This window comes from Mucilaginibacter inviolabilis, assembly GCF_011089895.1.
Classification (GTDB): Bacteria; Bacteroidota; Bacteroidia; order Sphingobacteriales; family Sphingobacteriaceae; genus Mucilaginibacter; species Mucilaginibacter inviolabilis.
The window spans coordinates 3062932-3083291 of the sequence record NZ_JAANAT010000001.1; the positions used below are offsets into that span (position 1 = coordinate 3062932).

General features: G+C 43.0%; 18 protein-coding genes. 11 read left to right on the plus strand and 7 right to left on the minus strand.

The annotated features are described in order from the left end of the window. Positions 1 to 370: 370 nt before the first annotated feature. From G7092_RS12490 to G7092_RS12505, 4 genes are read right to left on the minus strand one after another with little or no spacing between them, the layout of a single operon-like run. Positions 371 to 943 carry a cysteine hydrolase family protein gene (locus tag G7092_RS12490; RefSeq protein ID WP_166089747.1) on the minus strand — a complete coding sequence of 191 codons (573 nt, stop codon included), beginning with the start codon at positions 941 to 943 and terminating at the stop codon, positions 371 to 373. 30 nt (positions 944 to 973) lie between these two features. Continuing rightward, complete coding sequence (locus G7092_RS12495; RefSeq protein ID WP_166089749.1) at positions 974 to 1282, minus strand: hypothetical protein; 309 nt, start codon at positions 1280 to 1282, stop codon at positions 974 to 976. A 17-nt stretch (positions 1283 to 1299) separates the two neighbouring features. Beyond that, the gene (locus G7092_RS12500) at positions 1300 to 2565 is read right to left on the minus strand and encodes an MFS transporter (protein WP_166089751.1); all 1266 of its coding nucleotides are present in this window, start codon (positions 2563 to 2565) and stop codon (positions 1300 to 1302) included. 26 nt (positions 2566 to 2591) lie between these two features. Continuing rightward, positions 2592 to 3209: a TetR/AcrR family transcriptional regulator gene (locus G7092_RS12505; protein ID WP_166089753.1), complete on the minus strand. Its 618-nt coding sequence runs from the start codon at positions 3207 to 3209 to the stop codon at positions 2592 to 2594. A 325-nt stretch (positions 3210 to 3534) separates the two neighbouring features. Here G7092_RS12505 and G7092_RS12510 point away from each other — a divergent pair, with 325 nt between their 5' ends. The 8 genes from G7092_RS12510 (at position 3535) to G7092_RS12545 (ending at position 13097) form a co-directional block, all read left to right on the plus strand. Then, a complete protein-coding gene (locus G7092_RS12510; protein WP_235953819.1) occupies positions 3535 to 5607 on the plus strand; it encodes a M13 family metallopeptidase in 2073 nt (690 codons plus the stop codon). Positions 5608 to 6092: 485 nt separating this feature from the next. Then, complete coding sequence (locus G7092_RS12515) at positions 6093 to 6446, plus strand: DUF2200 domain-containing protein (RefSeq protein ID WP_166089755.1); 354 nt, start codon at positions 6093 to 6095, stop codon at positions 6444 to 6446. Between the two features lie 630 nt (positions 6447 to 7076). Beyond that, positions 7077 to 8411, plus strand: a complete 1335-nt coding sequence (locus G7092_RS12520; RefSeq protein ID WP_166089757.1) for a rhodanese-like domain-containing protein — start codon at positions 7077 to 7079, stop codon at positions 8409 to 8411. Positions 8412 to 8610: 199 nt separating this feature from the next. Continuing rightward, positions 8611 to 9282: a tRNA (5-methylaminomethyl-2-thiouridine)(34)-methyltransferase MnmC2 gene (gene mnmC2, locus G7092_RS12525; RefSeq protein ID WP_166089759.1), complete on the plus strand. Its 672-nt coding sequence runs from the start codon at positions 8611 to 8613 to the stop codon at positions 9280 to 9282. Between the two features lie 194 nt (positions 9283 to 9476). After that, entirely contained in the window at positions 9477 to 10280 is an 804-nt protein-coding gene (mazG, locus tag G7092_RS12530; RefSeq protein ID WP_166089762.1) for a nucleoside triphosphate pyrophosphohydrolase, read from the plus strand. 64 nt (positions 10281 to 10344) lie between these two features. Continuing rightward, a complete protein-coding gene (locus tag G7092_RS12535; RefSeq protein ID WP_166089764.1) occupies positions 10345 to 10806 on the plus strand; it encodes a hypothetical protein in 462 nt (153 codons plus the stop codon). Between the two features lie 244 nt (positions 10807 to 11050). Further along, positions 11051 to 11605, plus strand: a complete 555-nt coding sequence (locus G7092_RS12540) for an RNA polymerase sigma factor (protein WP_166089766.1) — start codon at positions 11051 to 11053, stop codon at positions 11603 to 11605. Further along, the gene (locus G7092_RS12545; RefSeq protein ID WP_166089768.1) at positions 11598 to 13097 is read left to right on the plus strand and encodes an outer membrane beta-barrel protein; all 1500 of its coding nucleotides are present in this window, start codon (positions 11598 to 11600) and stop codon (positions 13095 to 13097) included. The genes G7092_RS12540 and G7092_RS12545 overlap by 8 nt, the downstream gene beginning before the upstream one ends. 105 nt (positions 13098 to 13202) lie before the next feature. Here the strand turns inward: G7092_RS12545 and G7092_RS12550 are convergent, their stop codons facing one another. Next, entirely contained in the window at positions 13203 to 14423 is a 1221-nt protein-coding gene (locus G7092_RS12550; protein WP_166089770.1) for an ABC transporter permease, read from the minus strand. 85 nt (positions 14424 to 14508) lie between these two features. Between G7092_RS12550 and G7092_RS12555 the strand changes: the two genes are divergently transcribed. From G7092_RS12555 to G7092_RS12565, 3 genes are all read left to right on the plus strand, one after another. Continuing rightward, on the plus strand, positions 14509 to 15759 hold the full coding sequence (locus G7092_RS12555) for an exo-beta-N-acetylmuramidase NamZ family protein (protein ID WP_166089772.1): 1251 nt from the start codon (positions 14509 to 14511) through the stop codon (positions 15757 to 15759). A 177-nt stretch (positions 15760 to 15936) separates the two neighbouring features. After that, complete coding sequence (gene fmt, locus G7092_RS12560) at positions 15937 to 16854, plus strand: methionyl-tRNA formyltransferase (RefSeq protein WP_166089774.1); 918 nt, start codon at positions 15937 to 15939, stop codon at positions 16852 to 16854. A gap of 241 nt (positions 16855 to 17095) precedes the next feature. Next, entirely contained in the window at positions 17096 to 17893 is a 798-nt protein-coding gene (locus tag G7092_RS12565) for a DUF3050 domain-containing protein (RefSeq protein ID WP_166089777.1), read from the plus strand. Between the two features lie 109 nt (positions 17894 to 18002). Here the strand turns inward: G7092_RS12565 and G7092_RS12570 are convergent, their stop codons facing one another. After that, the gene (locus tag G7092_RS12570; RefSeq protein ID WP_166089779.1) at positions 18003 to 18839 is read right to left on the minus strand and encodes an aminotransferase class IV; all 837 of its coding nucleotides are present in this window, start codon (positions 18837 to 18839) and stop codon (positions 18003 to 18005) included. Between the two features lie 143 nt (positions 18840 to 18982). Further along, positions 18983 to 20041, minus strand: a complete 1059-nt coding sequence (locus tag G7092_RS12575; RefSeq protein WP_166089782.1) for an RluA family pseudouridine synthase — start codon at positions 20039 to 20041, stop codon at positions 18983 to 18985. Between the last annotated feature and the right edge of the window lie 319 nt (positions 20042 to 20360).

Here is a 20360-nt window from a genome sequence, read left to right on the forward strand (position 1 = left end):
TTTAACATTTTACCCCTGTATTTTGGCAGCCCAAATGGCAAACAAAAACTTTTTAAAGTTTTATTTTAACACTTTTTTGCCCTAAAACCTGGCAAAAACACTGCAAAAACATTCGAAAATTGATTCAAAACCATCGATTTTAACACTTTTTAACAAATCCCGGGCAGGATTTAAGAGGTTTAAAAAGATTTATATAATTGATATTCAAATAACTAAATTAAAAATAGTCGGTTTTTGGGCCCTATTTCCTTTTAACTAAACAGCCCGGTCATCTCTTTTGGAGAGATAATCGGGCTGTGCTATATACAAATATACGTTTTTTTTGAGTGGGATAAAAGCTCCCGGGGAGGCAAAATTTTAAATTACCGCGCTACAAGGTTTGCCATTCATCCACGGTGAGCACATCTGCCTGGCGCGGGAAAACTTTGGTGGTGAGTACGTGGTGTACTTCCTCGTCGCCATCGGCGCAGCAATCACTTAGTACGGTTAAGCGATAATCTTTATCAGCTGCTTCGCGCAGGGTTGATAAAACTACTCCGCTGGTAGATATACCGGTGAGCACCAGGTGCTGAGCGCCATAAGCACTTAAAACAACTTGCAGATCGCTGCCGGTAAACGCGCTGAAACGGCGTTTAGTAACCACAACTTCACCAGCCTGCGGTTTTAAATCGTCATGAACCTGCATAAACTCGGCCATGTTAACACTCGCGAACCGCTCTTTATTGGCAATGAAGCTTTTATTGTTCGGACTAACCTCCGGAGAACCTGGCCGGAAACCAACTACTACATAGATAACCGGAATTTTTTGATCACGCGCTTTCGCGATTGCTTTGGCTGTATTGCTCAGGATAGCTGCCGCGTTGGGCAGTGCAGCCAGCATGGGTACTATACCCGCCTGCATATCCATAACCAAAAGGGCTGTGTTTATTTTATTTTGTTCCATTTTTTGTTTTTATGATGATTAATTTTCTGATTAAATCTTGTCCTTATGTACAAAGTTCAGGGCTCCAAAAATGCTCATACAGGCAAAACCAATAAAGCAGATCAGGACAGATAGGTTGTCATCAACAGATACTTTACCACACCTGAAAAGCAGGTAAGCTACTGCTAAATTAAACAGGGCCCATAATACGTTTACCAGCGGGGTTGATAAGCCTTTACCTGGCGGTTTGGCAAAAGGCGTAGGAAAGTGATCGCCGGCGATGCCTTTAATAAAATGCGGAACAAAGTTGGCCAGGAACATACCCGCCCAAAAACCGCCGAAATAATTATACCATTGCATACTAAATAGTTTAATGATTAAATAATTGAATGATTTTTTTCTTTTAATTCCTGGCGATCGCTCCTTAAAATTACAGAAAAGCAAACCGCAATAACAAGTGCCGCTATACCCTGGCAAAGCATGGTTAATGGCGCGCCTAATTTTTGAGAAATGGTACCAATAAGCAAACTGCCCAGCGGTATCATTCCAAAATAAGCCATAGCCACAAAACTCATTACCCGGCCGCGCATATTGGCGGCTGCTTCTATTTGGATAATAGTAATACTGGTTGACATCGGTGTAATTGATCCCAATCCCAATATCACCGCAAACGGTAGGGCCAGGGCAAAATAGCTGGTTCGCGAAAACAAAATGAGCCCCATACCTAATGTGGCAATACTGAGTATCAATACCATCTTTAAATTGATCCCTTTTTTTGCCGAGGCGAGTAAAAAACTGCCTATAAGCGCTCCTAAACCAATGCAGCCGCTGATATAGCCGTAAGTAGCGGCATTGCCCTTAAAAATAACCTTGGCAAAAACCGGCTCCATGGTATCATATGGCAAAATCAGCAGGCTTAAACAGAGCATCAGCAGGATAAGCATACTGATGGCTGGGGTTTGTTTCAGGTACTTCAGACCCTCTGCCAATTCGGAGGTAACCTTTTTCTTAATGGCGGGCGGTTTAAAATCCGGAAACTTCATCAGTAACAGGGATATGATCACCGCTATAAAACTCACAGCATTAACAACAAAGCAAACGCCAGCACCAAATTTCTGCAAAACCATACCGGATAAAGCCGGACCAATAAGCCGGGCCAAATTAACCATAGCCGAATTGAGCGAAATGGCATTGGCCAGATCGGCCTTGTCATCTACCATTTCATGTACCATGGGCTGGCGTGCCGGCACATCAAAGGCGTTGATAGTGCCCAATATGGCGCTCAGGGTGAGTATTTCCCAAATAACATAATGATTGGTTAAAATGAGTACCGCCAGCAGTATGGCCTGTATCATAGAGGCGGTTTGGGTAACCAGCAATATTTTATACCGGGGGTACCGATCGGCAATTACGCCGCCAAACAACGAAAATAAAAATGCGGGAAATTGCTGTGCAAAAACAGCAAAACCAATCATAGAGGCCGAGTGTGTAAGCGTATAGATCACCCAGATCACTGCTGTACGCTGCATCCAGGTACCAATTTGAGAAATGGATTGCCCGGTAAAAAACAAGGAGTAGTTACGATTTCGAAAAGCGCGGAAAGTGTGCTCGCTTTTATTTTTCTTTTGGACATTATTTGTCATTTTGTCGAAAATAGTTTAAAAAAATTTTAATCCTTTAGTCCGTACATAGCCATGCGGATAAACATATCTGCCGCAGGCACAGCCTTTACCGTATCATCTTCCAGTTCCAGCTCGCGCTTTATCCCGCGTAGACTGCTTAATAGCACCATAATGAGCATCTCCAGTTCCGGAGCCGCCATTTTACGCAATTCGCCTTTATTCATACCATCGGTGAGCAATTGCTCCATCAAAGCGCTTTCCTGCCGAACAATGAGGTTATGAAGAATAATCTTGGCTTTCTGGAACTCAGATAAGGCATCAGCGTCCATCCCAACGTCGAGCATTTTAAAAAAAGCTCTCTTTTCACGAAGTACTTCTAATTTGGTGATAAAGAAGGCACGAAGTTTTTGTTCAACACCTGATGCCTGATTAACGGCATGGGTCATTGCCGACAGCATTTCACGGACTTCTATCATGACAACCGCGTCAAAAATTTCGTCCTTACTTTTATAGTAGTAATAAAGCGAGCTTCTACCCTTACCAATGGCCTTGGCAACATCATCCATCGTTACCTTAGCTAAACCATACACCTGAAACAAGCGCTTAGCCGCAGCCAGGATCTGCTGCTGCATGAAATCTTCTTTACTGGATGTATTTGCCGACATACGGGGATAAATTTTAACAATACAAACATAAGCCACTTTAGACAATTAAACAAAAAATGTTTAATTGTTTTACTTTTCACTTACAATCAACCGGGGGCTTTTGACTTGACAGTATCTTTATCACAATAATTTTACAAAAGGCACGTTCTTTACAAGAACAACCTTAACAGTCGTGAAATCAATGGACTTACATCGTGTTTGGCTTGATATCCTGAAAAAATCAAAGCTTTCCTTCTTCATAAACTGGTTTAACCGCTAAGTATTTTTTATAGGCCGGTTTGCGCATATCTGCCATAATTCCTTAACTTTAATTTTTGAATCTAACATGAAATTAAAGTTATCTTACGTAATGCTGGCGGGTGCTTTGGCACTATCAGCCAACAGTTTTGCTGCCGATGGCGGCGTATCCCCCAAACCAAAACACAAACCTGCAGTCCCTAAAAAATTTATTGATCCGGCCAATATGGATCTCAGTGTAAAACCTGGCGATGATTTTTTTGATTATGCTAATGGTAACTGGATAAAGCAAAACGCTATACCTGCCAAAGAAACCCGCTGGGGAAGCTTTAACATCCTGCGGCAGGAAAATACCGATAAATTATTAGGCCTGCTCAACGAGGTGAGCAAAACATCGGCCTCACAGCCAAAAGGCAGCCTGAGGCAGCGTGTTGGCGATCTGTACGCCAGCGGCATGGATAGCCTGGCTATCGAAAAACGCGGTTATGATCCCATAAAACCCGATCTGCAGCGTATCGACCAAATCAACAATCTCGATGCCGTGATCGGTGAGATGACCTATCAACGCGTTAATGGCGAAGGGAGTCCGCTTTTCAGATTTGGCGTTGGCCAGGACGAAAAAAATGTAAACAAATATGTGGTAGGCTTTAACCAGGGCGGTACAAGTTTACCAGACCGCGATTATTACCTGAAAGCCGATGCCCGCACCAAAGGCATTCAGGATGCTTACAAAAAATATATCGTAGCACTGTTTACGCTAACCGGCAGCAGCAATGACGAAGCACTTAAAAACGCCGACGTTATTTTTAGCCTGGAAACTACCCTGGCCAAAGCGCAGTTGAGCCGTGTAGCCATGCGCGATCCAAACGTTACCTACAACAAATTTTCTGTAGATGGTTTCAGCAAGATCACACCGCACTTAAACTGGAACACCTTATTACCGCAATTAAAAGCAGGCGGACAGGATACAGTATTGGTTGGTCAGCCTGGATTTTTTAAAGCGGCCGATTCCCTGTTAACCGTTACACCAGTTGACAGCTGGAAAATTTACCTCAAATGGAGCATCCTTAAAGGCGCGTCATCTTCCTTAAGCTCGCCGTTTGTAAACGCTACTTTTGATTTCAGTAAGGTATTATCTGGTCAAAAAGTACAAACACCACGTAATGAGCGTATGAGCGGCCTTGTTGACGGCAGCATTGGCGAATTGTTGGGCCAGCTTTTTGTAGAGAAATATTTTACACCGGCAGCCAAACAATACATGATTAACCTGGTGAACAACCTGAAAGAAACCCTGGGCGACCGTATTAAACGCCTGGAGTGGATGAGCCCGGAAACCAAAGCCCGCGCGCTTAAAAAACTGGCCGCATTTACCGTTAAAATTGGCTATCCTGATAAGTGGGAAGCGTATGACGGATTGGTTATTGACCGTAACGACTATGCCGCTAACCTGAAGGCTTTATCTATCTGGCGTTATAATTTTAATGTTAGCCGTCTGGGTAAACCGGTTGATAAAGCCCGCTGGGGTATGACACCGCCAACCGTAAACGCATACTATAATCCAACCAATAACGAGATCGTTTTCCCGGCCGGTATTTTACAGTTCCCTTTCTTTGACTTTAAGGCCGACGACGCCGTGAATTATGGTGGTATAGGTGCTGTTATCGGACACGAAATGACACACGGTTTTGACGATCAGGGCCGCCAGTATGATGCCGATGGCACCCTGCGCGACTGGTGGACTAAAACCGATGCCGATAAATTTAAAGTACGCGCCAACCAGGTGGTGGAACAATACAACGCCTTTACTGTGGTAGATACGCTGCACGTAAACGGTAAATTAACCCTGGGCGAAAACCTGGCCGATTTGGGTGGTTTAAACATAGCTTACGAAGCCTATAAAAAAACCAAACAAGGTCAGGAAAATAAAAAGATAGACGGCTTTACTGCCGATCAACGTTTCTTTTTATCATGGGCACAAGTATGGCGCAGCAGGCAACGTCCGGAATCGGCAGCACAACGCATCCTGACTGATCCGCATTCACCAGAGCAGTTCCGTACCAACGCACCATTAACTAACATCGATGCCTGGTACAAAGCTTTCAACGTGCAAGCGGGCGATAAAATGTACAAAAAGCCAGAAGACCGGATTAAGGTTTGGTAGTTTTTTTAAGTACTGAGTATAAAATACAAGTCAAAGCCTGGTGAAAGCCGGGCTTTGCTTGTTTTACACGTCACCCAACCCTCTCCAGGTATTTTGTCATCCTGAGGAACGAAGGATCTATTCGTAAACAGGCATATCGCTTAATAGATGCTTCACTTCGTTCAGCATGACAAACATAATTGGAATATATTTCCCCGTCGGCAGATAAGCTTCGGGCGAAAGCGGGCAGAACAATGGTGGCTTGTGCCATAAAAAACAACCATATCATTGCGAGCGTAACATAGCAATCCTCTGGCTGGCGTATTGAACGCGAGGAGATTGCTTCGTCATTCTTCCTCGCAATGACATATTTTTATTTTAGCTTATGGTCGGTGTTAAAAGCGGTCTACACCCTGGCGATTTATTTATGGAACTAAATATCTAAAGCCCCTTTTGTAACTTTACATACCTGCCTCTTTATTCAAGAGCAATTAATAACCAATATTATGGACAACCTTACAAGAGTTTACAAAATGTCTTTTGCGGGTGTTTATCCGCATTATATCCAAAAAGCCGAAAGGAAAGGCAGAACAAAGGCCGAGGTAGATGAGATCATATTCTGGCTCACCGGATATGACGAACAATCATTGCAGCAACACCTCGATAACAAAACCGATTTTGAAAATTTTTTTGCCCAGGCGCCACAAATTAACCCGAATGTCTCCAAAATCACAGGCGTGATCTGCGGGTATCGGGTAGAAGAAATCGAAGACAAGCTGATGCAGCAGGTTCGTTATTTAGATAAACTGGTAGATGAACTCGCAAAAGGAAAAACCATGGAAAAGATATTGAGGAAGTAGGGCTTTATCAATTATTGAATTAGTGATTTAGTGAATTATTGATTTCTGAACCATGATTTCTCCATTATTCAGTTAAACTAATTTGTCATCCTGAAGAACGAAGGATCTACTATTAAACAAGCATATCGTTTATATAGATGCTTCACTCCGTTCAGCATGACAAACATATGGTAAGAAATTCTTTATCTTCTTTCCCCGTCAGCAGATAAGCTTTGGGCGAAAGCGGGCAGAACAATGCTGGCCTGTGCGGTTGCGGGGCATAGCAAGTTTTTGCTGAAGGTAGAGATTGCGCGAACGAAGTGGGGCAAAATAATTGCAGCCCTGGTTCTGCCCGGTTTGTCCCGATAAATATCGGGATGCGGCAAAGAAGCATTTCTGTGAAAGCCGTTTGGCTACTTTGTGGCTACAAAGTAAAGGGCCTACCGCGGCCAAGAGCGGGTCTACGCCATGCAAAACTACCCTGTATAGCATGCGATTGCTTCGTCGTTCCTCCTCGCGATGACATATTTTTTTATATAAAACATCTGAATTACTGTATATTCCATCGTTTTCATAGTATTAATATTTACAACATGTAAACATTTCAACTCTGAAACAACCCGCCTAAACCATTATCTTTGCTGGTATAATATGATTATTCAACAGTTCTACGATAAAGGATTGGCGCATGCATCGTACGCCGTTATCCGTACAGGTAAAATGATCGTTATTGATCCGGCACGCAATCCGCAGCCTTATTATGACTTCGCTAATCAGCACGATGCCGATATTGTGGGCGTTATTGAAACACATCCGCATGCCGATTTTGTAAGTTCGCACCTGGAAATTCACCAGAGTACCAATGCCGTAATTTATTGCAGTAAGCTCACCGGTGCTACCTATCCGCACGAAACTTTTGACGATGGCGACCAGATACAATTGAATGATATCAAGCTAAAAGCTATCAATACCCCTGGTCATTCGCCCGATTCTATTTGTATCCTGCTGGAAGACGAAAAAGGTAAAGATGCCGCCATTTTTACCGGTGATACCTTATTTGTAGGCGATGTAGGTCGACCAGACTTGCGCGAGAATGTGGGTAACATCACCGCCAAAAAAGAAGAACTGGCCAAACAAATGTACCAGAGCACCCGCCATAAACTAATGACCCTGCCTAAAAGCGTGGTGGTTTATCCGGCGCATGGCCCGGGTTCATTATGCGGTAAAAATATGAGTCCTGATCTGGAAAGCACCATTGGCCGCGAACTGCGCGAAAACTATGCCCTTCAGCTAATGGACGAAATGACCTTTGTTAAAACCCTCACTACCGATCAGCCATTTATGCCCAAGTATTTTGGCTATGATGTGGATCTGAATAAAAGCGGGGCACCGCTGTTACAGCAAAGCATTGATGCCATAACCCGTATCAATGCAGAAACGGCTCTTGAAAAAGACGTACTGGTGATTGATGCTCGCCCGAAACAGCAGTTCAGGAATGGTCATCTTAAGGGCGCTATTAACTTGCAGGATGGCGAAAAATTTGAAACCTGGCTGGGTTCGATATTAAGTCCTAATGAGACATTTTATCTGATAGCCGAAACAGAGGAGAGTTTGAATATCCTGATCAAAAAAGCAGCTAAAATAGGTTACGAAAAAAACATTAAAGCCGCGTTGTTGGCTCCGGCCTCTGCTTCCGAAATGTCGGCTACGCTTGATCTGGACGATTTCAGGATCAACCCTAACAATTATCATATTGTTGACGTGCGTAACCACGGCGAGGTAAATGATGGCAAGGTATTTAAAGACTCCATCACCATTCCACTACCCGAACTGCGCGAACGCATCAACGAAATACCAACCGACAAACCCATTGTAATACATTGCGCGGCGGGTTATCGCTCGGCAGCAGCAGCCAGCATTGTAGCTGCCCAAATACATCAGGTACCGGTTTATGACCTGGGTGAGGTGATTGTGGAATTTGCATAAGAAGTTTCATTGGGTCATTGAGGCATTAGGTCATTGGTCTCTGGAGCACAAAGATTATTAACGCCTGTGTGGAAATTAGTAACTTACTGAGCTCAAAAATCCAATGACCCAATGACCCAATGACCCAATGACCCAATGACCCAATGACCCAATGACCCAATGACCTAATGACCTAATGACTCAATGAACGAGTAAACTAATGAACCAACTAAGCATAGTAACCACAGCCGATGGCTCCAAAACCATTTACAACGCCGCGGTAGGTGAGCATTATCATTCGCGCCATGGCGCTTTGCAGGAGAGTTTGCATGTATTTGTAAATGCCGGTTTGGATTACTTTCTGGCTCAAAACAATGCAAAAGAGGCCAGCATACTGGAAGTTGGCTTCGGTACAGGGCTTAACTTTTTGCTAAGTTCGGATTATTGTACCCGTCATCAAATACATCTTCAATATACCGGAATCGAAGCCTATCCGCTTACTGCCGATATGATGGCTCAAACCGGTTATGAGCAATATGTCTCTGCTGAATTATGGGCCGGCTACCTGCAACATTATCCGGATACCTTAAAAAACGAGGTAAGTATTGATGTCGCTACACAACTGCAAATAGCACATTGCAAACTCGTGGAGTTTAAATCAGATCAACTATTCGACATTATATATTTTGATGCCTTTGCCGCCGTGCACCAACCCGAAATGTGGGAACTACCGGCTATAAGTCATATATCCCAATTCTTAAAACCTGGTGGTGTATTTGTAACCTACGCCATCACCGGCAATCTCAAAAGAATGCTTAAAAGCCTGGGCTTTGCCATACAAAAAATACCTGGCGCACCCGGCAAACGTGAAATGCTGCGGGCGATTAGATAATAGCGTATTAAAAAAGCTTCATTGCGAGGTACGAAGCAATCTCTACAAAGGCAGGTCAATTCGCTCTGTATAGCATAGAGATTGCTTCGTACCTCGCAATGACGCTTTCAGTTAATTTCCTTCCTTATCTTGATTCCTGATTCTTACCTCTTGCTTCTCAAAACCCTTATCTTTGCGGCATAAAAATAAAACATATGCCTTTACAAGCACCCGCTACCGCCAATACTCCTGCAACCGGATTTGAACGCCTGCTCCATATTATGGACGACCTGAGAGCCAACTGCCCCTGGGATAAAAAACAAACACTGGAAAGTCTGCGGCACCTCACTATTGAAGAAACCTATGAGCTAAGCGATGCCATTTTAGGCGCCGACATGCCCGAGATAAAAAAAGAGCTGGGTGATATTATGCTTCACCTGGTTTTTTATGCCAAAATAGCTTCTGAAACTAATGATTTTACCATTACAGATGTGCTCAACAGTGTATGCGAAAAGCTCATCAACCGGCACCCGCATATTTATGGCGATGTGGAGGTGCAAAACGAAGAAGATGTTAAACGCAACTGGGAACAGATTAAACTGAAAGAGGGCAACAAATCGGTACTAGGTGGTGTGCCTGCTTCTTTGCCGGCATTGGTAAAGGCATCTCGTATACAGGAAAAAGCACGCGGCGTAGGTTTCGACTGGGAAGAAAAAAGCCAGGTATGGGCAAAAGTTGAAGAAGAAATGCAGGAGTTCAGGAACGAATTTAATGCCGAGGATGAAAGCACCATCGACCATGAAAAAGCCGAAGGTGAATTTGGTGATTTACTATTTTCGCTCATTAATTACGCCCGCTTTATCAACATCAATCCCGAAAACGCATTGGAAAAAACAAACAAAAAATTCATCAAACGTTTTCAATACCTGGAGCTTAAAGCCAAAGAAAACGGCAAGCAACTACAAGACATGAGTCTGGCCGAAATGGATGTATTTTGGGACGAGGCAAAAAAATTATAAAAATTTTTAACCCCGGTGTATCGTTTTAATAAATCGCCCCGTAATGGTAAAAAAGATGAAGATTATGAAGCGAAATTTATTTTTAGTGTTACCATTATTAGCATTGATAGTTTTAGGTGAAGCTTGTTCACCCAAAAGTGATAATACACCTCCGCCTCCGCCTCCTTTGGGCACATTTAGCGGAACTTTTAAATTGCTGGTAAAGAAAACCACCGGCTCAGGATTCGATACGGTAAAAAAAGATCCGTTGTTTGCTGTAAAACTTTCTCAACCGGGCAATTATATTGTAACCCAGTCTACTTCCAGTATACATGCGCTAAGCAGAGGGGCTTTTCAATATAATCCTCTCTCGGGTCTCATGGCTTTTTATGACAGCACTTATGTAGCAGGCCCCCAAACCACAATCCGATTGATGGGCACTTATCAATATGGCTATGATGGACAGAGCAGGTTCCAATTGCAACGTGTTAATGGAACGCAGGATTCTATCCTTTTCTATGACCTTAAAAAGACTGCTTCAAATTAATTATTGTTTTAACTTCCAGGTTGCTGCTATTACAGGCGGCAGCCTTTTATTATTAACCATCTACCTATGTTAACAGCTAAAAGACCAGCAGTACCGGATACTACTGGTCTTTTAGCCGTTAACACCACAGATCAGGTTGATCACCTGAAAATTTATTATTTTTAGGTGTATCAATAAGGCACCTTATTACGTAAGGTACTATAGATCAACAGCAAAAATTTATAGGCGGAATTAAATATATTTAATGCATTCACCCCCTCGCATTACTGAAGAAGAGATCATCAGCCAATGCAAAACCGGCAGCTTAAAGTACCAGGAAATGCTGTATAAGCTATTCTATGGCTACGCCATGGGTATAAGTTTGCGTTACAGTTTAAACAGGGACGATGCATTAGAGGCTGTAAATGATGCCTTTATAAAGGTTTTTAATGCCATACATAGTTATAACATTGATAAACCATTTAAAGCCTGGCTGCGCACCATAGTAGTAAATACTGCCATTGACCGCAGGCGCAAGGATCTTAAATTTCAGCTTAATGTTGATTTGGATAATGCTGCTCCCCTGAGCAGCAATGTAGGCACAGTTGATAATTTAAATGTGCAGGATATTTTAAAACTGATGAATGAGCTGCCTGCAATTCAGCTTACCATCTTTAATTTATACGAAATAGACGGATATAATCACGACGAAATTGCAAATATGCTCGCTATTCCGGTAAGCTCATCGAGGGTTTACCTGAGCCGGGCAAAAGAAAGATTAAGAAAAATGTTAAGGAAAGAGACACAAAACCATGGATGAGCAGTTGGATAACGACTTAAGCAACCGCATCAGGGAGGTGTTTGATAATTTTGATGACACCACATTTCCTTCTGCTGATGAAGGCTGGTTACTGCTCAGGGAAAAATTTCCTGAAACGGAAAAGAAACGTCCGGTTGCCTGGTTGTGGTGGGCAAGCACGGCTGCGGCTATATTGCTATTTTTAAGTATTGGCCTTTGGATGACCGGTAAAAAACAATCTACGGATACATTGGCTCTAAAACCGGCCAAAAAACATACCGAACAAGCCTCAACTGTTGATAGTGCTGTATCATTAGCTGCAACACAAAATCCGGCTAATAAAAATAATGTTCTTGATACCGGTGCAGCCCCTTTAGCCGGCACAAAAAAAACTACCCCGAAAGTGGCTTCTTATAACCCAACTGTTGCCTCCACCATGTCGGGAGCAGCAACGGCCCAGGTTCCTGTTTATGCCAAAACGAATGTAAATCCGGCGGCTTCTCAGGTTCTGGCTAATACGCAAGTCAATCCTGCTCTCAAAGCCCAACCAACTATTGACAGTACAAAAAACGTGGCCGCTAAAGCAAATGCGCAACAATATGCGGCGGCAGCCAAAAACTCCAATACCTCTATAATTGAATCTGCAAAAAAAATCAAACCTGCCGACAGCGCCAAAACTGTAATAGCTAAAACCAATACACAGCGGCAACCCGTTACGCCTCCGGCCACCAAAGGGTCAATCATGTTAAATCAACAACAGCAGGCGCAACCACCTAAAAAGGGTATGGAGGCATTGTTTGCTGCCGAACAAGCCCAACAGCCACAAAAAAACAAGCAAGAGTATGCCGAAGATAAAAAAGTACGTTTTGGGGTGTATGCAGCAACCTTCTTTAACTATGCCAAAGGCAGCCACAACCAGGTAAATGCCGGTGCAGGTGTTACATCTGATATCAGGCTTACTAAAAACTTAAAATTATCAACCGGGTTAATGCTGGCTCAAAATACATTGAGCTATAATGGGGGTTCACCTCCAAATTCCAACCTCGACGCCTTGGCCAGGGCCCCACAGGCTTTTGCCCCTTATGATAAAGAGACTTTATTTTCGGCCAACTCGTCGTTCCCGGTACTTAAAAATTATAATGCCAGTCTTATTGGGTTGGATATCCCGGTAAATATTAAATATGAATTTAACCCGCAAAAAACTGATGCTTATGTTTCGGCGGGGTTAAGTTCGGGTACATTTATCAACGAATCCTATACTTCTGTTTACGGCTATTCCGCTGCTGGTGCATCCACACAAACAACAGAAGATGTAAGCCGCAAAAGCTTCAACAGTTTCTATTTTGCCAAGATGCTCAATGTGTCTTTCGGTATAGGCACCCCTGTGGGTAAAGGCAACCGTTTGATCATCGAGCCATTCTTAAAATATCCTATTGATGGCCTGGGTTCACAACAGATCCAATTCGGTTCGGCAGGCTTAAATTTGAAATTTAATTTTACAGGGAAGAAATAGGAAGAAGTATCAAGTAGCTAGTATCAAGTATCATGACTTTTTAAAGCGGTTATTCAATATAAGCAATCTTGATACTTGATACTAGCTACTTGATACTGAAAAATCCTATTTAAACCTGATAGCCTTTACCGGTGATATTTTGCTTACCAGCATAGATGGGATAATGAGTACCAGCAGGCAAATAACCAGTGTGCCTAAATTGAGGAGGAAAATATCACTGAAACTAAACTCTACCGGTACAAAGGTCATGTAATACGATGCCTGGTCGAGCTTAAAAAAGTGGGTTTGCTGTTGAAAGAAACCTAAACCCAGGCCCAACATATTGCCCAGTAACAATCCTAAACCAATAAGATAGGTTGCGTTAAATAAAAACACCTTTTGTATGTTCCAGTTGGTGGCACCCATAGCTTTAAACATACCAATCATGGAAGTTCGCTCCAGGATCATGATGAGCAGTGCCGATATCATATTGATCACTGCCACTATAACCATCAGTACCAGCATCACTACAGAATTTACATCCAGCAGGTTAAGCCATTCAAATATGGCCGGATAATCCTCTCCTACGGTATAAGAGCGTAATTTTACCGGCAGTATATCATCGAGTTTGTTGGCGGCATAATCTACCCGGTCAAAATCAGATACATGCAATTCATACTCCCCAATTTCGCCGGGCTTCCAGTTATTAAGCCGGTTGATCAGAGATAAAGCCCCTATCACAAAGGTTTTGTCCACCTCTTCTACCCCAATACTAAATATTCCCTTTATTTTAAACTGACGTTTACGCAGCGGTTCCTGAACAAAATACATCAGCAGCTTATCGCCCACCTTTAATTTTAAACGATTGGCCGTGGTTTGCGATAGCATGATCTCTTTTTGTGCTTCTACCGAGTCGGTAAAGTTAATCACATCGCCGGCCACCATGGTCTTTTTAAAATAGCTCCAGTCGTAGTTTTTATCCACACCCTTCAACACCACCCCTTCTATTTCATTATTTGCTTTTATAATACCTGGCTTGGTAGCAAAAGGCATTACCCTGGTAATCAGCGGACTTTTCATCGCCCGCGCTTCAAATTTAGGATCGGCCGCGAAGGGAGAGCTTTCGTAGGAACTGTTCAGGTCGAATTTCACTACCCTGATGTCGCCGGCAAAGCCGCGGATCTTTTCACGGATTTCGCGTTTAAACCCTTTCACAATAGCCAGCGAAAGTATCATCACCCCCAAACCCAGCATAATACCGATGATGGCAATGCGCACAATCAGTTTTGAAAAGGTGCGTTTTGACTTAAATGTTATCCGGGCTGATATAAAAGAGGCGAAACTCAATGCAGAATGATTTTTTGTACCTTCGCAAATATGCGGTTTTGCTGCTAAACCTGCTACTTTAAAAATTGTTTAACCATAATATTTTATGCTGACAACACGTATTTTTTTGCAATGTGCTTTTATTACAGTTTTATGGACAAATACGGCATGTGGTAGCCCGGCTGTTTGTACCGATTGCGACTCAACAAAAATCAATTCGGACGAGGAAATAGTCACCAAAATAATTACCGGTGCCGATCAGGTTCCGCTGTATATTAACTATCTTAAGGGTAAAAATATTGGGATGGTGATCAATCAAACTTCTGTTATTGGCAAAAATCTAAAGCCCAGTGTGGATAGTTTGCTGCATGCAGGTATCACCATAAAAAAAATATTCGGACCCGAGCATGGCTTTAGGGGAAATGCCAGTAACGGCGCCAGTGTAAACGACGATGTTGATACCAAAACCGGTTTACCCGTTATATCTTTATACGGCAATAAACACTATAAACCCACCACTGAGGATTTAAAAGGTCTTGACCTGATGATATTTGATGTTCAGGATGTAGGCGTCCGTTTTTACACTTATATATCAACGCTACATTATGTAATGGAGGCCTGTGCCGAAAACAATATCGAACTGATGATATTGGACAGGCCCAATCCAAACGGTTACCTGATTGACGGCCCTGTATTGGATACTGCCAATGTGCCCCGTGCCTTTGTAGCCATGCACCCTATTCCCATCAGTCATGGTATGACCATTGCCGAATACGCCCAAATGATAAACGGCGAGGGCTGGCTAAAGGATGGACTCAAGTGTAAATTAAAGATCATCAAAGTAGCCAATTACAAGCATTCTTTGCCTTACAAATTACCTGTAAACCCATCGCCTAATTTAAATACCGATCAGTCCATTATCCTGTATCCAAGTATATGCTTATTTGAGGGCACAACTTTAAGTCTGGGTCGTGGTACATTTTTTCCTTTTTTAGAGGTAGGCCATCCTTTGTTAAAGGGTAAATACAGCTTTTCATTCACCCCGCTGAGTATCAAAGGCATGAGCGAAGATCCACCGCAGAAAGACAAAGAATGTTTTGGTGTGGATTTAAAAGGGATGAGTACAGATATGATCCGGAAAAAAGGTCGCCTTGACCTATCTTTATTGATGGAGTTATATAAAGCTTTCCCCGATAAGGCGCACTTTTTTAACGCCTATTTTACTAAGCTGGCCGGTACTCCCGAATTAAGGAAGCAGATAGAAGCAGGGAAAAGCGAGGAAGAGATCCGTAAAAGCTGGGAGCCCGGTTTAAATAAGTTTAAAACCGTAAGGCGCAAATATTTATTATATGAATAAGATAGTATCAAGTAGCAGAGATTAGTATCAAGTAGCTAGTATCAAGATTTTATTTATGAAAGATTCTTTTAAAAGCCTTGATACTTGATACTAGCTACTTGATACCCCCAATAATACTAACTACTTGATAGCAATCTTGATACTTGATACTAACTACTTGATACTAAAAATAAAAGCATGAGAATTGTATTTATGGGTACCCCCGAGTTTGCGGTTGCGTCATTAGATGCGCTGATTAAAGCAGGCAGCGACATTGTAGGTGTGGTTACGGTTCCTGATAAACCGGCAGGTCGTGGGCAAAAGGTAAGCGAATCGGCAGTAAAACAATACGCGGTTGCTAACGGGCTAAAAGTACTGCAACCCGAAAAGCTAAAAAACCCGGAGTTTTTGGCCGAACTAAAAGCACTCAACGCCGACTTACAGGTGGTAGTTGCTTTCCGGATGCTGCCCGAAGTAGTTTGGGCTATGCCGCCAAAGGGTACCATCAATTTGCACGCTTCGCTTTTACCACAATACCGCGGCGCGGCTCCTATTAATTGGGTGCTTATCAATGGTGAAAAAGAAAGCGGTGCTACTACCTTTTTCCTGAAACATGAAATTGATACCGGCGACGTGTTATTTACCGAAAAAGTAACTTTAACAGGTCATGAAACAGCTGGCATCTTGCACGACTGGCTCATGAACAAGGGTGCCGGCCTATTGGTTAAAACCGTAAAAGCGGTTGAAAGTGGTCGTTACCACGAACACCCGCAAACAGCCCTGCTCACCGGCGAAGAATTGAAACACGCCCCAAAAATTTTCAAAGAAGATTGCCTAATCGACTGGACACAGCCTGCCCAAAGCATCTACAACAAAATACGAGGGCTTAGTCCTATCCCAACCACTTACACTGATCTTAATGGTAAAGTATTAAAGATATACGGTTCAGAATTGCAAACAGACGAGCCCGCCATACAACCCGGCGGTTTCCTTACCGACAACAAAACCTACCTGAAATTTGCGGCTAAAGATGGGTTTATTAGCGTTACCGATATTCAGCTCGAAGGCAAAAAACGCATGGGTATTGAAGATTTTTTGAGGGGGATGAGGTTGTGAGGTAATCGCTCCGCGCGTTATGCAACAAAACTCTAATTAATTTGTCATCCTGAGGAACGAAGGATCTATTTGTAAACTATTCATGTTGTAAAATAGATACTTCGCTATGCTCAGTATGACAAACCGTTTTATTAAATACCCGATCAACTAAATCCCCCATCAACCCAAAGTCAAAATAAAATAAACAGTTCGTTAATAATCACCATGTTTGCTATTTTTGCGGCCACAAAATTTATTATCCATGGCCAATTACAGCGACAGAATCACCCTGCTAAAATCCGAGATACAGCCTTTACGTGAGCAACTGATACAACATGAGCTTTATAAAAACATCAACTCCCTGGAGGAACTTACCGTTTTTATGGATCATCACGTATTTGCAGTGTGGGATTTTATGTCGTTGTTAAAATCGTTGCAGCAAAAACTAACCTGCACAGTTACCCCATGGATGCCTACAGGTAACTCCAACACACGTTACCTCATCAACGAAATAGTTACCGGCGAAGAGAGCGATGTGGATGAAGCAGGTAACCGCACCAGTCATTTTGAGCTATATCTGCGCGCCATGCAGCAGGCAGGCAGCCAGGCCGTTGCTATCAACAACCTATTCAATGAGCTAAACTTTGGCAAACATATTGACGAGGCCCTGATCATTGCCGATATCCCGGTAGCTGCGCGCAACTTTGTACAGCACACCTTTGAAGTGATAGATACACCTAAAAATCATGTGCAGGCCGCAGTGTTTACCTTTGGCCGCGAGGATCTGATCCCTGATATGTTTGTGAGCATTGTAAAAGAACTAAGCCAGCAATTGCCGGGCAAGGTTGATATTTTATTATACTACCTGGAACGCCATATTGAGGTTGATGGTGATCACCACTCCCAGTTAGCCTACCAAATGACCGCCGAACTTTGCGGCGATGACGATACCAAATGGCAGGAAGCAACAGAAGCCGTAAAAGAAGCCCTGCAAATCCGCATAGCTCTTTGGGATGGTATTTTGACTGCCATTAAAGCGCCGGTGTCTTCTGAGTTGTAAGTTATAAAGGTTTGTCATCCTGAGGAACGGAGGATCTTCTTCAACATACCAGTTGTAAAACAGATGCTTCACTGCGTTCAGCATGACAAACTAATAAAGACTTTTACCCCTACAGCTTATTCAGCTCATCCATTAATACCTTACTGATACGGTTAAAATAGCGTCGTACGCCAAAACCCATGACTGATTGGATACCACGGGTGGCATTGGTTAAAAACACCTCATCGGCCTCGTATAAAATATCGGGGTTTATCTGTGCCTCGGTAATATCGATATTATTTTCCCGTGCCAGTTTGATCACCACCTGGCGCATCACCCCTTCCACACAACCTTCGCTCAATGCCGGGGTGTATAAATGGTTTTGGTAATAGATAAATATATTGGAACTGCTGGCTTCGCATAAAAAGCCGTTCTGGTTGAGCAAAAACACATCATCCAGCTTGTTCTGGGTTTTGTAGATACCCGCCATCACATAAATAAGTGAATTGCAGGTTTTGATGTTCGACAGATAATTTGACGGCTTGGGCAGCTCGCTGAACACATCCATGATCAGTCCCTTCTCGTTCAAAAAGTAACGCGGTTCTTCGGATGCGGTAAGTTCCAGGCAATAGCCCATTTTATTTTGCGACGGGGTATATAAACCTTCGGCATCACGATAAACGGTAAGGCGTAGCCGACCGTGTTTCACTTTATTGCGTTTGGCTAGTTCTTCTGCAATATCCTTTAAAAACCAGGCATCCATTTGCGAGTAACCGTCTATTTTCAACGCTTTCATACCCCGCTGCAGACGGTCGGCATGCTGGTCGGCAAATTTGAGCTGCCCCTTCATTAAGCGCATACTTTCAAATAAGCCATCGCCATACTTAAAAGCCCGGTTAGCTATAGTAAGCAGCTGGCTGTTTGCCGGAATTATATCTCCATTAAAATTGATTAAAACGGGTGTCATGTAGATGTGCAGATATCAGATGTGCAAATGTGCGGATTTTTTAGATGCGGAAATACTTACAGCGTAATTCATATGTGATGCTCGTGTAAAATCATAGCATGGCATGTTAACAAAAACCATGCTTAACTTACAAACTAAGTTATCTACAACTCTTCGGAGCCCGTATTTGTTTGATTAGCAGCAGCGGTATATTTACGCCATTTTTGCAGCACGCTTTCAAAATCGGTTGGCAGAGGCGATTCAAAAGCGATCTGCTTTTTTAGCGTCGGGTGTAAAAAGCCAAGTGTTTGTGCGTGCAGAGCCTGCCTGGGCATCCGCTCAAAACAATTTTCAACAAACTGTTTGTATTTGCTGAACACGGTTCCCTTCAATATCTTATCTCCGCCATAAGTGGCATCGCTGAACAACGGGTGACCGATATGTTTCATATGCGCCCTGATCTGGTGAGTGCGCCCGGTTTCCAACTGACACTCAATCAGCGTAACATAACCCATGCGTTCCAAAACTTTATAGTGTGTCACAGACCATTTCCCTTTTTCAGGATCATCATATATCGACATTACCCGGCGATCGTTCACACTACGACCGATATAGCCGGTTACGGTGCCGTCTTCGGGCAGATCGCCCCAGGCCAGAGCCACATATTTGCGGGTAATGGTATGATCAAAAAACTGTTTGGCCAGCCAGTTCATGGAGCGTTCGTTTTTGCTGATCAGCAGCAGTCCCGAAGTATCCTTGTCAATACGGTGAACCAAACCTGGTCGTCCATCATTACCCGGTAAGGTAGGCAATTGCTGAAAATGGTAAACCAACGCGTTAACCAGCGTACCGGTATAGTTATTATAGCCCGGGTGCACTACCATGCCCGCGGCTTTATCAACCACCAGCACATCATCGTCCTCATAAACAATATTGATGGGGATATTTTCGGGATAAACTTCGGTATCACGCGGCGGATGCGGCAACACTACCGATATCACATCCAGCGGTTTTACCCGGTAGCTCGACTTTACAGGCTTATCATTCACCAGCACATTTTCCAGCTCAATAGCGTTCTGGATGCGGTTACGCGAAGCATTCTCAACCCGGTGCATCAAAAATTTATCAATACGCAACAGGGATTGCCCTTTGTCAACCACAACGCGTAAATGCTCATATAAGTCCTGTTCTTCCTGCTCTATAAACTCGGTATCGTCTGCCATTTGAGGGCAAAAGTAATCGTTTTTTATTTTAATAGTAGTATCAAGTAGCGAGTATCAAGTATCAAGACTTTTAGCGGCTTTGATATACCTTAACAGAAAATCCTGATATTTGATGATTAATTAGTATCAAGTAGTTAGTATCAAGTATCACGACTTTTAAGTATCGCATATTTAAGCGTCCACGCTTAAATACCAAACAGGTGAGCGTCGACGCTCACCTAAAAATAAAGTTCAAGTGTAGACCCTTGAACTGCTCAGACACTTGAAACGGCAAAGAAAATGTCTTGATACTTGATACTAACTACTTGATACTAAAAAA